Raw genomic sequence first — 15,254 nt, 5'->3', positions numbered from 1 at the left:
CTTGGCGATCTGACCGACCGAACGGTCACCGCGCCGGCACAGCTCGACGATCTCAGCCTTGAACTCCGGCGTGAACGAACGGCGAGGCCGAGGCTTCTTCTTCCCCATGCTCTCCATGATGGACATCCTCCCGGGGCAGAACCCCTGATCTCGAATGTCCGTCAAAGCGGATCAAGCCCAGTCATGACTTCGCGCTTGCTGATCTCGGTCCACTCGTTGGCGCGCAGCAGCTCGTAGACGATGCGGGCACGGTTGGCGGTGTGGTCGGCGCCCATGAGGTCGAAGACGACCAGGGCGTGACCGGTGAAGTAGTCCGAGAGCTTCACCGCGTCGCGCATGGTGTCGGCGGTGATGGGCTGGGTGTGCCCGTTCTCGGTGTGCGTGGCGAGATGGAGCAGCCCGGCGAGGCGGCAGGTCGCGCCGCCCAGCTTCGCGGCCCAGTTCCCGATGTGTCCGAGGTCCCCACCGCGCTTGCGCAGCCGCGGTTCCTGCCGCCGCTCGTAGGCGACCAGCACATCGTTCGCCTCAGGTGAGAGCTGTAGGAGCGCCGGGTCTGTCCAATCCGCGAGGGACATGGTCAGCGCGATGACGCGTTCCTCGTAGGTGTCGGCCACCTCGTCGGGGATGGTGTCAGGCAGGATCTTGCGGTGCCCCACGAGGGAAGTCGGCAGCGAGTACAGGAACCGGGCCAACAGGCCCCTGTCCCCTGCTCCTTTGATGCGGCCGATGTCTTCCAGGACGGACGGCTGCGGCTCACGCGTGCAGCCCTCCGCAATGGTCTCCCACTCAAGCCAGGGCGGCGCCTGCCTACAGCCTGAGAGTACGAAGAGATAACTGAGCGAGGACACGGTTCCGTCCCAAGTTGACGACTACGCTTGCCGACTCGCCCGCAACCTACGGCAGAATCTGGTACCTAGAGAATGCGCGTCACCACTGGGCGCACGCTGGCACACAGGGGGAGCCTTGCCCGTTGGGCCCGTCCCGATCCCGGGTTACTTAAAGTTGCCATCCGCAAGCACGTCCCTAGCCAGACGGCTACGGCGTATCTGGCGCTCAAGCAAGGCACTGAAGGGTGTCAGCCAATGGGTCCTCGACGTCGGACTCCCCATCGGCACCGTGGTGGGGGTCCTATACGTCTTTGCCGCACGCGCGGAAAGCCCTAGCGAGGTCTACCATGCCTTCGCCCTATTGAGCCCTCCCCATCATGTCCTCCTATGGATCGCATCGGTCATCGGCTGGCTCCTCGTCCCCGCCATCATTGGTGGCATAGCTGGCCATGTGATCGCGAAGCGGATCGACCGCTCAAAGGCAGTGGCCAGCAATGCCGCCTTCACACAACGGCGCTTGGCTCAGCGACTGTCGCCTCCAAGACTCATCGAAGATCTCCGCCCACACTTTCATGGGACGCACGCGCAACAGGGCTTCGTTGATGCCTGGGTACGCGTCGCCCATCGCAACGACTGGGATCGGGCGCAAGATCACTGGGAACTCTTCGTCAAGTACGTCATGTCAACGGAGGAGTACGCCCTCCTGGACAGACACGAATGTCTGCGACAGGCCCAGAACACAGCGAAGATGGCGCTTCGGTTCGCGGCCCTGACTGGTCAGTGCCTCATCTGCGAGAGGAGACGCTGACATGCCCGGAGAAGACGCGCTGGAGATCGTCCGGGCTTCCCTGGCGCTGGCCATGCCTACTGCAAGCACAGATGGTCTCACCCGGGCCGCGGAGGCGGTGCTCCTTTGGGGGTCAGAGGATGCTGCCGACCATCTTGACGACAGTTTGAGTCGCCGGATGCTTGTCGACCTTTTTGACGCTGCTCGGGCTCAACCCAGCAACTTTCCAGCAGCGGAACCGGAACAGTTTGCGCGGGGGTGGGACCACAGCGTCGAATCCGTCGCTCAGTATCGGACATGGGCACACACGGACGACATGGCGGGCCTCGACCGCCGGGCTCGGCCGCCCGAGCCCGGCGACCCCGTTGTGCCGCACCCAGGAAATTAAGCACGGCGGCCCCCAGCACTCAGGAGAACTCAGGGTTCGCGATCGGCAAGCGACCGCGGATTGAGTGAGCGGCGAGTGAAGAGCAGCTGTTTCGCTCAGGCGCCTGGAGTTTTCGCAGTTCAGGGCCCTCACTGAGCGCAAAGGGAGCATGCCCTCCAAAACCGTGTGCGCAGGTTCGAATCCTGCCGGGGGCACCTTGAATGAGGTGCCTAAAGACCCCGCCATCAGCGCTTCAGCTGAGAACGGGGTCTTCGCGTATGCGCAGGCGGATGCCGTCGAAAGCAGCTCATGACAGTGATCACGTTGTCATGACATGTTGATCTTGCGAGGCTTCGCGGCAGCTCGCCGGGGGTTTTCAGACCGCCAACGAGAGGTCTCCTTGTACGTCATGACGCGTCGCGCAACGATGTCAGTCATGCCGGCTGAAGGGCAGCGAGTTTCTCCGTCCGTATCTGACGCCGAGGGTTCCCCTGTCGAGTGTCCGTGCTGCTGCTACCGGACTCTGCACGAGCGCGCCAACTTCGAGATCTGCGTGGAGTGCGGCTGGGAGGACGACGGACAGAGTGGCAGGGACGCTCACATTGTCCGGGGTGGCCCCAACGGTCTGCTGAGCCTGGCGCAAGCCAGACTTGAGTACCTGGCCGCGGCGGAAGACCCCCTCCACGAGTCATCTGCCGCGTGCGGCGGAGAAGGCATGTGGTGGGCAGCGGCTCAGGAGCAGCTCCGGAATCTGCTTTGAGCAGTACGTCTCGGCGTACGTCAACCACCGCTCGGGTGAAGGACAGTTGGGGCAGTGCGGTGGCCGGGTCGGCCCTCGGGTACCGCCTCGGTGCGGGGCTCAGGTCCGGGGCCGGAAGTGCGCCTCCGTCGACTGCTCGCCGGTGATCGTGGCCACGCAGCGCAGGACGCGCAGACCGTCGGCGTACTGGGTCTGGGTGGGCGGGAGCACGTCGATGGTCCAGTCGGCGGGGTCGATCTTGAGCGCGTCACCCTGTCTGGACTTGGCCAGGACCTCGGGGGAGCAGAGTTTCCGTACGTCCGGGTGGTTCTCCAGCTCCCGTTGGTTGTCGGTCATCCCGGTGGACGGGAGCGGGGCTATCGCGAAGGTCTCCCACGGGTGCTCGACCACGCAGTCGGAGCGGTTCACGCTGACGATGCCGACGTTGACGACCATGCCGCCCCAGCATTCGGCGGTGGTCGTGCAGCGGCCGCCCAGGCCGGCCACGTCGGTCGCCGGGCAGTTCTCGGTCGTCGTCGGTACGCCGTAACCGGCGTTCGTGGCCTGGGTCGCCCCACCCGCGCCGGAGGCGGAAGCGGAAGCGGAAGCGGAAGATCCGGTGGTGGGTGCCTCTGTCGTCGACGGCGGCAGGTACTGGTACGCCACCGTCCCGCCCGTGCCGACGACGACCACCGCGACGGCCGCGACGGACAGCCGCACGCTCACCTTCGTCCGGCGCGGGGAGGTCGCGGACGGCGGGACGGTGGTGGGCAGGGCCGTGGAGAGGGGGGCGGGAGCGGGGGCGGAGGTGGCGCCCGCCGAGTCCGTCAGGTCCACGGCGGCCAGCGCGTCCCTGAGCGCCTCCGCGCTCGGCAGACGGTCGGCGGGGTCCGGGGCCATGGCATGGCGGAGGACCTCGGTGAAGCGCGGGTTCACACCGGGGAGGTCCGGCAGGGGCCAGGTGTGCCGGACGACGACCTCCGCGATGCCGAGGCTGCCCTCCGCCGGGAAGTGCGGGGGTCTGCCGTGCACGAGGGCGTAGATCGTGGCGGCGAGGGAGTACACGTCACCGGCGGGGGTCGGCTCGGCCAGCCGGAACGCCTCCGGCGGGGCGTACGCGGGTGTCAACGCCTCCCGGGTGACCGACAGTTCCTGGCCGGGGCGGGGCATCGCGGCCAGCCCGAAGTCGGCGAGGCCGACGTTTCCGTAACGGTCGATCATGATGTTGCCCGGTTTGATGTCGCGGTGCAGGACGCCGCCGGCGTGGGCCGCGGCCAGCGCGTCGGCGATGCGTACGCCGATGTCGCGCGCCTCGGCGGGCGAGAGCGGGCCCTGCCGGTGGAGCCGGTCGCCGAGCGAACCGCCGGGGCACAGCTCCAGTACCATGTACGGGCGGCCGTTCTCGAGCACCCCCGCGTCGTACACCGCGACCACGTGCGGGTGGCCCGACAGTTGACCGGCCGCGGTGACCTCGCGCAGGAACCGCTGCCGGTCGCGGTCGGAGGCCAGAACACGGCTGTCCATCTTGAGGGCGACCTCGCGGCCCACGGCCAGTTGGCGGGCCCGGTACACGGTGGCGAACCCGCCCTGCCCGAGAACCTCGACGACCTCGTAACCGGGCACGCCCGTACGTTCGAACTGCATGCTGCCGTACTCCCCCACCAGCGAGGCCGACCGCCCCGGTCGGGGTACCGGACCGGGGTGTTGAGAGCGCTGAGAGTAGTGCACCGGAAATCGGCGGGCGTGCCCGGCCGGGGCGGTGACATGCTGGCCGGGTGAGCAGACCGGAGATCGTCATCAGTTTCGCCCCTGAGCTGCTGCTCTTCGTCCCGTCCGCGCGACGCGCCGGGCCGACGACCGTGGTCACGGACGGATCGTCCTCGCTCGGGCACGTGGTGGAGTCGCTGGGCGTACCGCTCACCGAGGCCGGACGGCTGCTGGTCGACGGCCGGGAGGTGACGGTGTCCCATGTGCCGGGCGCGGGCGAGACGGTGGAGGTCGGCGCCGTCGTCCGGCCGCAGTCGGTGCCGGGCGCGCCGCTGCGGTTCCTGCTCGACGTCCATCTGGGCACGCTCGCACGCCGGTTGCGGCTCCTGGGTGTCGACGCGGCGTACGAGAGCGAGGACATCGGCGACCCGGCGCTGGCCACGTTGTCGGCGGCCGAGCAGCGGGTGCTGCTCTCCCGGGACCGGGGTCTGCTGCGGCGCCGGGAGCTGTGGGCGGGCGCGTACATCTACAGCGACCGTCCGGACGACCAGCTCCGGGACGTCCTCGACCGGTTCGCGCCCGCGCTCGCCCCGTGGACCCGGTGCACCGCCTGCAACGGAATGCTGGAGCAGGCCGACAAGCAGACGGTCGGCGACCGGCTGGAGGACGGGACCCGGCGTACGTACGACGTCTACGCACAGTGTGTGGTGTGCGAACGTCTGTACTGGCGAGGTGCGCATCACGCGCGGTTGGAGGCGATCGTCGAGGGCGCGCTGAGCGAGTTCGGCGGCGAGGCCGGAACCCACGGCCGCACGAAGGCGTTGAACACCCGTAGTGAAAAGGACGTATTGACAGGTTGACAGGAGGCGACGAGGGGAGACTGACAGAAAGCTTCAGGCATCACCTGCGTCGCCCGTCCGCCCGCACCCCTTCTCTTCCTGGACACCACCCCGTCACGCGGACCGGGAACGCTCCTGCCGTCCCCCTTGCTTCGCTCTTCAATTCCCCCCGTCCGCCCCCGCAGCGCGTGGGCGCAACGTGGAAGGACGACGCGCGCTGTGTCCTCATTGCCGATAGTCCCCATCGCCCCGCCCGCTCCGACGGTCCAGCCCCCTCCCCAGGGCACCGCGGACTGTCCCGTCGCGGCTTCCCGCGCCTCCTTCTGTTCCCGGTTCCCCGCCGCCCGGCACGCTCGCCGGGTCCTGTGTCTGCTGCCGCTCCTGCTCATCGGAGTCTGGGCGGCGGACAACTGGCAGGTCCTGCACGACGGGGCCCTGCAGCTCACCACCGCCGACCCCGGGTGGCTGGCGATCGGGGCCGCGTTCACGTTCCTGTGCTGGGTGTCCGCCGCCTTCGCCCGGCAGGGGGCGATCCCGGAGCGCCTGCCGCCCGGGCTGCTGCTGGCCTCGCAGTTCGCCGCCGGCGCCGCCAACAACGTGCTGCCCGCCGGTCTCGGCGCCCACGCCGTCACCCTGCGCTTCCTGACCGGCCGTGGCATCCCGCTGGCCCGGGCCACCGCGTCCCTCGCCCTGTACTCGCTGGTCAAACCGGTGGCGAAGCTCCTGTTGATCCTCGCGCTCCTGGCGACCTTCCCGACCTCCCTGGGCACCGCCGACCTCCTCCCCGACCAGGGGACGCTGCTGCCCATCGCCCTGGGCGTGACCGGCACGGTGGTCGTCGTGACGCTGGTTGTGACCTTCGTACGTCCGCTGCGGCGCCCCCTGCTCGACGGTCTGCGCACCGCCCTGATCGACGCACGGCGGCTGCACACCCGGCCCGTCCGGGTCGCCGCGCTGTGGGGCGGCGCCGCGGGATTCTCGCTGTGCCAGGCGGCGGTGCTGGCCTCCGTCGGGGCCTCGCTCGGGCTGCCGATCGCCTGGCCGGACGTGGTCTTCGCCTACCTCGCCGCGAGCGCCGCGGTCGGCGCCGTACCCGCGCCGGCCGGGATCGGTCCCGTCGACGCGGCCCTGGTGTTCACGCTGGCCGCGATGGGCGCCCCGTTGTCCCTGGCCGCCGCGACCGTCGTCGGCTTCCGCGTCCTGACGGTCTGGCTGCCGCTGCTGCCGGGCGCCCTCGTGCTGTCGATGCTGGTGCGCGCCAAGGTGCTGTGACGCGCAGCAAGTGGTGCGGTGCGCCCAGGTTCCGTGATGCGCCGACATGTGGTGGCGCACGTCGTGTTCGGTCGGGTTCGCCTCGCGATGTCCGCGCCGGTCGTCCTTGCCGACCTGCTTCTCTGCCGGCGGTCCGGGGGCCGGTGCCGTGGCCGCTGGTGTTGCGGGCCCCCGGAAGCACGCGTCAGTCCCGCCGGGCCACCAGACGGTACGCGTTGGAGACGCCCAGGCGGTGGGAGACCGGCCGGACGGCGAAGCGGTCCAGCAGGGTGCCCAGGATCAGCGCCGGGACGCCGGCCAGCAGCAGAGCTCCGCGAAGTATGCGGCGCAGCGCGTTCGGGGGCTGCGGCAGCCACGGGAAGTTGTCGCGCGGGGCGGCGTTGTCGAGGGCCAGCCAGACGGCGGCGAGCAGGTCGACGGGGTCGTGCGGCTCGGCGTGCTGCTCCAGGACGACGGTGAAGCCGAGGTCGGTGAGCCGTTGCCGGAGGTTGTCGACGGGGACGAAGTGCAGGTGCTGGGGCTGGAGCCAGGGCAGCCACCAGCGGCCGAGCAGCCGGGCGTAACGGCTGTCGGGGTCGGGGACCTCGATCACCAGGTGTCCGCCGGGGCGGATGGCCTGCCGCGCGGCCTCCAGTTCGAGCGGGGGCTCGGTGCTGTGCTCCAGGTAGTGGAACATGCTGACGACGTCGTAACGGGCGGCCAGTTCGGGGGCCAGCTCGGTGAAGCTCCCCCGGTAGCCGCGCTCGACACGGCCCGCCCGCTCGGCGAGTTCGGCGCCGTCGGTGAAGTCGAGCCCGTCGAAGGTGGTGCCCGCGTGGACGACCCGGGCCGACTCGCAGAAGTGGCCGTGACCGGTGCCGACGTCGAGCCAGTTCTTGGGCGCGTCGTCGAAGGGGAGCAGGGCACGGGCCCGCTGCTCGTACATTTTCGTGCGGCTCGCGAAGGTGTTGCCGAGCTGCTTCTCGCCGAGTCCGTCGTAGAAGTCGCGGTAGTAGAACTCCAGCCCGGCGGCGCTGAGTCGGGGGTTCTGGAAGGTGTGCCGGCAGTCCTGGCAGCGGTCGAGCACGAACCGTCCGGGCTTGTGCTGGAGCAGGTCGGTGGTCCGCAGCCGGGTCTCCAGCCGGGCCGAGCCGCACCAGGGGCAACTGGTGCGCGGGGGTTCGAAGAAGCGGTCGAGGCCGAAGGCCAGGTCGGCCTGATAGGTGGGCCGGAGGGCGGCCACCTGCTCGGTACGGGTCGGAGCGGCCGGTTCCGCCGGTGTGCTGGTCTCGTGCTCGTGCTCGTGCTCGTGCTCGTGCTCGTGCTCGTCGTCACTCATACCGTCTCCTTCTCCTTCATGCCGTCTCCTTGGCGGGCGCGCCGATGGCGAGTTGCTCAAGACGGGTGGCCGCCGCGGCGGCACCTCCGGCTGCCCGGAACGCGGTACGGATCCGGCTCGCCGCCAGGCGGTAGTCGGGCTCGTGCAGTACGGCGTCGATCGCGGCACCCAGTTTCGGCGCGGTGACCCGCCCGAACCGCACCCGGATACCCGCCCCGGCCGCCACTACCTGCCCGGCGACGACGGGTTGGTCGTCACGGATGGGCGCGACGACGAGCGGTACCCCGTGCCAGAGCGCTTCGCACACGGTGTTGTGCCCGCCGTGGCAGACCACGGCGTCGACCTGTTCGAGGAGCGGGAGTTGAGGCACGGAGGGGGTGATCAGAACGCCTTTGTCGTGCTCCCCGCCCAGGGTGCTTCCGAGTACGCCCGCCGGGTCGACGATCACCGTCTGCATCCGGTCCGCCCGCTCGCGTACGGCGGCCTGACACTCGGTCAGGAAGCGTTCACCGACGTCGGTGTTGGCCGTACCGAGGGTGACGAGGACCGTGGCGCGGGCCGGGTCGAGCCAGTCCCAGGGGAAACCGGACGGTGCGGGCCGGTCGGCGACGGACGGGCCGACGTAGCGGATCTGGTCGCCTGTGCGGGCATCCGGGCCGACGAACTCCGGTGTGCTGAAGGCGAGTACGAGGTGCGGGGAGAACCGTGGGTCCGCGGTGCCCGCCGGGTCGCCGACGCGGTTTCGGAGGCCCGTGAGCAGCTCGTCCAGCCACTCGGCGACCTTGGGCATGCCGGAGAGTACGTCGGTGAACTCGGCCGAGGTGGTCGCCGAGGTCGCCCATGGCAGCCCCAGGCGCTCGGCGACGAGGCCACCGGCGAGGGCCTGTTGGTCGGCGACGACGACGTCCGGCCCGAACTCCCCCACGGCGGCGGCGACTCCGGGAGCCATCTCCTCGGCGAGCGGGGCGAGGAACCTCTCCCAGAGGAACTTCAGCGCCTCGGGCCCCCGCAGGTCCGGCGGCCGTACGCCGTCACCGGAGCCGGGGACGGGCCCGGCGCACGGAAAGACGGTGGCGTCCTCCCCTGCGAGCCGGTACACAAGTCCCGGATCGGCACATGCCCACGCCAACTCGTGTCCACGTGCGGCGAGTTCGGCGGCGACACCGACGGCCGGGTTGATGTGTCCGACGAGCGGCGGCACGACGAACAGGAACCGGCTCACCGCGCTTCCGCCCCCGCCAGCTGCACCGGAGCGGTCGCCCCGAGGATGAGCGACAGGATGTGCCCGCCGACCGTCCCCGACGCCTCGACGAGCACGGAGTGTTCGTGCCCCGGCACGACGACGGTCCGGCAGTCGGGCAGCACGGACTCCATCCAGGGCGCCAGTTCGGCGAGGTCCGAGTCACCCCCGTACACGCCAAGCACTGGGCAGCGTACGGAACTTATCTCGGCGTCACTCAGTACGCGGCTGGCCGGGATGTCCTGGGCGAGGGTGGTCTCGCGGGCCAGTCGGGCGGCGCCCTTGGCGAGGCGGGCGGTGTTCTGGCTGCGGTTGGCGGTGATCCAGGCGATGGCCTCGGCCTCGTTGTGGGCGAGTTCGTGCATGACCCGGCCGAGGATGCTGTCGAGTTTGCCCGCCCAGGCGGCGGTGGCCGGCTCCGACTCGATGAGGGAGACACTGGCGGCGCGCTCGGGGTGGCGGGCCGCGTATCCGAACGCGACTGTCCCGCCGTAGGAGTTGCCGACGAGATGGACCGGGCCGGTCACCTCCAGACGGTCGAGGAGGGCCTCCAGGTCGTCGATGTTGTCGTCGAGGGTGTAGCCGGTGGCGGGGCGGGTTGAGCGGCCGTGGCCGCGCAGGTCGAACATGACGACGTCGATGCCGGAGGCGGCGAACGCCGGTGCCACGGTGAAGTAGTAGCTGGCCAGACTGTCGGTGAGCAGGCCGTGCACGAGTACGGCGGTCGCGGTGACCGGCCGTCCGCCGCGCGGGCCGATGCGCTGGGCGTGCAGCCTGAGGCCGCCGCCGATGTCTACGATCGCCATGGTCAGCCCGCCTCCGCCGCTTTGAGACTGGCGACGACGTGCTCGACGAGCCGTCCGACGGTGAGTTCGATGATCTCGTCGAAGTCCATGTCGGCCAGGAACTCGGCGAAGTTGACCCGGTTGCCGTACTTCTCCTCCAGCAGCCCCGCCAGGGTCACCAGGTCGATGCTCTCCAGCTCCAGGTCCCGGTTGAAGGTGGTGTCCATACGGATCTCGACGTCGTCGAGGCCGTACTCGTCGAGGAGGACCGCGAGCATGCCCCTGATGTCGGCGAGCACCGCCTCCTCGCCAACGGTTCCGGTCGTGTGCCCGTTGAGGCTGGTCATCGCTCCAACTCCCCTTCTTGTGCTGTGACTTCTTCGGCCGGTCCGGTTGTCCAGGCCACGACGTACTCCCTGTCGGGCAGTCCGGCGGGATTGCCCGTCTGCTCGCAGTGCACGGTGTAGGCGGGTGCGAGCCGTCCGGAGACCGTGAGCCGGTCGCCCGCGTCCGTGGTCTCACGTACCGCGAAGTCCCTTGGCCGGCCACCGAATCCGGTGCCCTCCGCCTTCGCGACGGCTTCCTTGGCGGCCCAGAAACGGGTGAACCAGAGCGCCTCGGACTCCCCGCCGGCGGCCGACCTGGCCCGGAGCAGGGCGAGTTCGGCCGGACCGAGGGCGGTGGCCAGGGTCGAGGCGTCCCGCTCGACGACCTCCTCGATGTCGATCCCGGGCCCTGTACCCGGACCTCCGCCGAGGACGGAACCGGGCCGGGTCCGCCGTACGATCGCCACCCCTGCCTCGGCCCGGTGGGCGAGCGAGATGTCCAGCGGGGGCAGGGTCCGGCCGTGCGTCCCGGTGACGTACGGCCGCCCGGTCGCGTCGTTGTGCACCTGGATCTCGGCCGGGAACACGTCCCCCTCGCCCTCCCGTTCCCAGAGCCACCGCCGCACGGCGTCCTTGGCGGCGATCCGGCCGAGCAGCCACTGCCGGCGACCGCGCGGCGCGTGCCGCTCGTACTGCGAACGCTCCTCCCCTCCGAGGGAGTTGCGCATGATGAGGTCGCGCGAGGCGAGGTCGGGCCAGCGTTCGTGTAGCAGAACCCAGCCGTCCGGCCGAGCCTGGGAGAGGGTGTTGCGCTCGGGGAAGCGTTCGACGGGCCTGGTCTGCGGGTCGTTGTCGAAGCGCCGGTCGTACCAGCCGCCGATCACGGCCCAGATCTGGCCACCGACGGTCAGTTGGACGTCGGCTTCGAGGACGGTGTCGGTGAGCGAGGTGATCCGGACGAAGCAGTCGACGTCTGTGCCGGGTTCGGGGTGCGGCCCGTAGAACCTCATCTCCCGCATTCCGACCGGGAACACGACCGTCCGCTCGGTACGCGTCGCCATGATCCAGTACCCGAGGATCTGGCCGACGTTGTCGAGGAGTGAGCCCGGCGCGGGCGGGGTCGTGATGACTCCCCGTACGTGCGCCTCGCCCAGCGCGGTGAGTTCGGTGACCCCCTGGAACGCCGGGCCGTGGAACATCCAGCGTTCGGCGTAGAGCTGGGCGGCGGTGTGGTCGGGGGTGCGTTCGGTGGTGGCGTCGACGGGCCAGGGGGTGGGGTGGGCTGCCGACTCCGGGTAGGCGGTGGCGAGTTCGACGGTGGCTCGGGCTCGGGGGCCGAAGGAGACGGCACGGTGGGTGGGGGTCGCGGGGACGGGGGTGACTGTCACGTCCACGTCGCGGGGTGGGGTGGCGGTGAGCCACTGGTCGAAACGGGCACCGTGGACGGCGACGGCGACAGCTCGGGTTCCGGGGTCGGTCTGCTCCGCCGCTCGCCGGGCCTCATCCATCATGTGCTGCACGATCGTCGTCGCCGGGACCACCGGCCACCGGTCGGCCACGTCCGGCCAGCCGGGGCGCTGCGGGAAGAAGCAGTGGTCGAGGAGGTACGGCATGGTGTCCGGGGATACGCGGACCGTGGTGCGCCAAGGGGGTGGGGTGGCCTCGGCGGGCGGTGTCGGGGGGAGCGGTCGGGTGGTGAGGGCGGTCGATCGGTGGTGCGGGAGCGGGGACAGAGACTCGGGGGTGGCGAAGCCCGGGGCGAGGCCGCCCGGATCCTGCGTGGTACTCCCGGCGTAGGCCGCGGCGGAACCCGGGCGGCGACGGCCCGCACCGATCAGCTCGGCGGCGGTGTCCGCCGTCTCCCGTAGCAGGGCGCCGAGTTCGGCGGCGGCAGGGAAGCGGCCCGCGAGCGCGTCCAGCGATGACGTCAGCGCGGCGGCGCCCGGGAGGCCGGCGGCAGCGGGTATCTCCGTGACGCCCAACACCCCGGCGGCACGCCTCCGTCGGTCCGTCACCGGCGCCGAGGCGGGAACCGGCGACGGGACGGCGCCCGGCAGCGCGGCGGCGGCCGGTGCCCCGGTGGCCGCAGGCCCCGCGAGGTTCAGCCCCGAACTCAGTTCGGCGCGCAGTCGCGTGAGCGTCGGTTCGCCGAGGGAGACGAGGGCGCCGCCCAGGTCGAGGCGGACGGGCGGGCGGTTGGACGGCCGATCCCCCCGCACGGAGTTACCGGGGAGGGCCGGGTCCGCGGAGCGGTCGGGGGGACCGGCAGCGTGGTGAGCGGAGTCGGCGGTGGCGTTACTGGTGGCGGAGCGCGGCAGTGCCGGTGCCGTCGGCCTCCCCGACACCCACAACGCTGTTGCCACGCGGCGGAGTTGGGCGAGCCCGTCACGGTGCGGGGAGTTGGCGGCGACGACCAGATGATCGCGCCCCGCCAGCGTGTCGCCGATGAGGGAGCCGAGCTGGCCGGTGCCGACCTGGATGAAGGTCCGGTGTCCGGCCGCGTACATGGCCTCGACCAGTTGCCGGAAACGCACCGGTTCCAGCAGATGCCGTACGAACAGCTCACGCACCGCCGGTTCGGCCGCCGGGAAGGGCGCCGCCGTCGTCCCCGACCAGACCGGAACCATGGGCGGCTGGAGCCGGAAGAGGCTCGCGGCCTGCTGGATCGGGGCCAGGTAGGGCGCCAGCATCGGTGTGTGGAAGCCGGATTGGAAGGGCAGCACCTGGCTGAGCACACCCCGGGCACGGAACGCCCGGACGAACTCCTCGACCGCGGGAGCAGGGCCGCACACCATCGACTGACTCGGCGCGTTGTCGTGCGAGAGCACGATCCCGGCGTCAGCCCAGCCCTCCTCGGCGAGCGCCGCGAGGACCCGTTCGGCGGACGTGCCGAGTGCCCCGAACGCCAGCCCCGGCACGGTCACCGTGTCGGGGTCGAAGGTCGCCATGAAGGCGCCGACCTCGTCGCCGTCGTACAGTCCGGCGGCCGTCATCGCCGTCCACTCGCCGACGCTGTGTCCGGCCACCGCGTCGGGGACGACGCCCATGCGGCGCAGCGCACGGTCGAGCAGCAGCCCGACCCCGACGACCCCGAATCCGTGCCGGCCCACGTCCCCGACCTCGGCCCGTTCGCCGGTCGGGAGCACACCGTCCAGACCGAAGTGTGCGGCGATGTCGTCGACGCGGGGCTCGAAGTCACCTTCGAGGCCTGGGAAGACGAAGGCCAGACCTCCCAATTCCCCTTCCGCATAAGCCCGTAGCGGTTCCGGCCGGAACCAGACGTCGCTACGGCCCTGCCATGCCCGCCCCTTGGCGATCGCCCGGCGCGCCAGCGTGAGCCGCTTCGCGGTCGGGTCGACGATGCCGAGCCGGGCGGGCCCGGCCTGCGGATGTGTACGGGTGGCGTCGAGACCGGCGGCGAGTACGGCCGTGTCGTCCGTGTCAAGCAGAGCGGCGAGGGCCTCGGGGGTGTCGGCGGCGAGCAGGAGGACGCGCTCGGGCTCGACGACGGTCACCGTCCGCCCGGACGAAGGCCCGGACGAAGACTCAGGGGAAGGCCGGGGGGAAGTCGCCTTCCGCGTACGCGCCCCGGGCGCCTCCTCCAGCACCACATGGGCGTTGATCCCGCCGAACCCGAACGCGTTGACCGCCGCCCGCCGTACCGGCTGCCCGTCCGTCGTCTCCCAGGGCACCGCCCGGTCCAGCGGGCGGAAACGGGTGGCCGCGAGGGCCGGGTGCGGGTCGTCGCAGTGGAGGGTGGGCAGGAGCATGCCGTGGTGGACGGCGAGGGCGGCCTTGACCAGGCCCGCGACCCCGGCGGCGGGCATGGTGTGCCCGATCATCGACTTCACGGAGCCGATCACCGCCGGACCGCTGCCGCCCGCACCTTCGTTCTCCCTGGGCCCGAACACCTCGGCCAGTGTGGCCAGTTCGGCGGCGTCTCCGGCGGGGGTCGCCGTGCCGTGGGCCTCCAGGAGGCCGACCGAACCTGGCCGGGCGGGGTCGAGTCCGGCGGCCCGCCAGGCCTGGCGTACGGCGTGGGTCTGACCGCCGGGGTCGGGGTTGACGAGCCCGGCGGCGCGGCCGTCGCTGGCCACGCCGGTGCCCCGGATGACGGCGTAGATCCTGTCTCCGTCGCGCTCGGCGTCGGCGAGACGCTTGAGCACGACCACGCCGGTGCCCTCACCGATCAGGATGCCGTCGGCGTCCCGGTGGAAGGGGCGGATGCGCTGGCTGGGCGAGAGGGCGCGGAGTTGTGAGAAGACGCTCCACAGGGTGATGTCGTGGCAGTGGTGGACTCCCCCGGCCAGCATCAGGTCGCAGCGTCCGGACGCCAGTTCGTTCACCGCCTGGTCCACGGCCACCAGCGAGGAGGCGCAGGCCGCGTCCACGGTGTACGCGGGTCCACGCAGGTCGAGCCGGTTGGCGACCCGCGAGGCGGCGAGGTTGGGGACGAGCCCGATCGCCGACTCGGGGCTGTCGGGACCGAGCCGGTCCGTGAACGCCGTACGAACACGGTCGAGTTGGGCGGCATCCAGCTCCGGCATCAACTCGCCGAGCGTGCGGACCAGTTGGCCTGCCGTACGGACCCGCTGGTCGAGCCGGACGAGTCCGGGCGTGAGGTAGCCGCCCCGGCCGAGGACCACGCCGATGCGGTGCCGGTCGGGAAGGTGGTCGTCGCCACCCGCGTCGGCGAGGGCGGCGGCGGCCACGTTGAGGGCGATGAGCTGGTCGGGCTCGGTGCCGGAGACGGAGTTCGGCATGATCCCGAACCGGGTCACCTCCACCTCCGCCAGCTCGTCCACGAACCCGCCGCGCCGGCAGTACACCTGGTCGGCGACGGCACGGCCGCCGACGGAGTCGGGCCGGTAGTAGGCGTCCGCGTCCCAACGCCCGTCCGGCACTTCGGTGATGGCGTCCGTACCGGCGAGCAGGTTCCGCCAGTAGGAGTCGAGGTCGGCTGCGCCGGGGAGCAGCACCGACATGCCCACGATGGCCACGGGCGTCGACGTGCCACCCGCTGACCGTGTGTGACGATCAGTCATGC

General features: G+C 71.0%; 11 protein-coding genes. 4 read left to right on the top strand and 7 right to left on the bottom strand.

Features of this window, described 5'->3' with window-relative positions:
* Window positions 1–161: 161 nt before the first annotated feature.
* A complete protein-coding gene (locus G3I71_RS41050) occupies window positions 162–848 on the bottom strand; it encodes a DUF3987 domain-containing protein (protein ID WP_343243233.1) in 687 nt (228 codons plus the stop codon).
* Between the two features lie 115 nt (window positions 849–963).
* Here G3I71_RS41050 and G3I71_RS51795 point away from each other — a divergent pair, with 115 nt between their 5' ends.
* Together G3I71_RS51795 and G3I71_RS41045 are read left to right on the top strand one after the other, a co-directional pair.
* Window positions 964–1,635 carry a DUF6313 family protein gene (locus G3I71_RS51795; protein WP_343243232.1) on the top strand — a complete coding sequence of 224 codons (672 nt, stop codon included), beginning with the start codon at window positions 964–966 and terminating at the stop codon, window positions 1,633–1,635.
* Window positions 1,636–2,315: 680 nt separating this feature from the next.
* Window positions 2,316–2,741 (top strand): CPCC family cysteine-rich protein, encoded by a 426-nt coding sequence (locus tag G3I71_RS41045; protein ID WP_343243231.1) that lies wholly within the window; start codon window positions 2,316–2,318, stop codon window positions 2,739–2,741.
* A 99-nt stretch (window positions 2,742–2,840) separates the two neighbouring features.
* Here the strand turns inward: G3I71_RS41045 and G3I71_RS41040 are convergent, their stop codons facing one another.
* On the bottom strand, window positions 2,841–4,364 hold the full coding sequence (locus G3I71_RS41040; RefSeq protein ID WP_164323299.1) for a serine/threonine-protein kinase: 1,524 nt from the start codon (window positions 4,362–4,364) through the stop codon (window positions 2,841–2,843).
* A 131-nt stretch (window positions 4,365–4,495) separates the two neighbouring features.
* Between G3I71_RS41040 and G3I71_RS41035 the strand changes: the two genes are divergently transcribed.
* Entirely contained in the window at window positions 4,496–5,287 is a 792-nt protein-coding gene (locus tag G3I71_RS41035; RefSeq protein ID WP_164323297.1) for a Mut7-C RNAse domain-containing protein, read from the top strand.
* Between the two features lie 198 nt (window positions 5,288–5,485).
* Window positions 5,486–6,538, top strand: a complete 1,053-nt coding sequence (locus G3I71_RS41030; protein WP_164323294.1) for a lysylphosphatidylglycerol synthase domain-containing protein — start codon at window positions 5,486–5,488, stop codon at window positions 6,536–6,538.
* Window positions 6,539–6,722: 184 nt separating this feature from the next.
* Here the strand turns inward: G3I71_RS41030 and G3I71_RS41025 are convergent, their stop codons facing one another.
* From G3I71_RS41025 to G3I71_RS41005, 5 genes are read right to left on the bottom strand one after another with little or no spacing between them, the layout of a single operon-like run.
* Window positions 6,723–7,856: a class I SAM-dependent methyltransferase gene (locus G3I71_RS41025; protein WP_239149655.1), complete on the bottom strand. Its 1,134-nt coding sequence runs from the start codon at window positions 7,854–7,856 to the stop codon at window positions 6,723–6,725.
* 16 nt (window positions 7,857–7,872) lie between these two features.
* A complete protein-coding gene (locus tag G3I71_RS41020; protein WP_164323292.1) occupies window positions 7,873–9,078 on the bottom strand; it encodes a glycosyltransferase in 1,206 nt (401 codons plus the stop codon).
* On the bottom strand, window positions 9,075–9,902 hold the full coding sequence (locus tag G3I71_RS41015; RefSeq protein WP_164323290.1) for an alpha/beta fold hydrolase: 828 nt from the start codon (window positions 9,900–9,902) through the stop codon (window positions 9,075–9,077). The genes G3I71_RS41020 and G3I71_RS41015 overlap by 4 nt, the downstream gene beginning before the upstream one ends.
* A 2-nt stretch (window positions 9,903–9,904) precedes the next feature.
* Window positions 9,905–10,228 carry an acyl carrier protein gene (locus G3I71_RS41010; protein ID WP_164323288.1) on the bottom strand — a complete coding sequence of 108 codons (324 nt, stop codon included), beginning with the start codon at window positions 10,226–10,228 and terminating at the stop codon, window positions 9,905–9,907.
* Window positions 10,225–15,252: a type I polyketide synthase gene (locus tag G3I71_RS41005; protein ID WP_164323286.1), complete on the bottom strand. Its 5,028-nt coding sequence runs from the start codon at window positions 15,250–15,252 to the stop codon at window positions 10,225–10,227. The genes G3I71_RS41010 and G3I71_RS41005 overlap by 4 nt, the downstream gene beginning before the upstream one ends.
* Between the last annotated feature and the right edge of the window lie 2 nt (window positions 15,253–15,254).

Origin of the sequence: Streptomyces sp. SID12501 (assembly GCF_010550245.1) — a bacterium.
Lineage (GTDB): Bacteria > Actinomycetota > Actinomycetes > Streptomycetales > Streptomycetaceae > Streptomyces.
The sequence above is the reverse complement of the archived record's forward strand: the minus strand, read 5'-3'. Positions and strand labels throughout refer to the sequence as shown.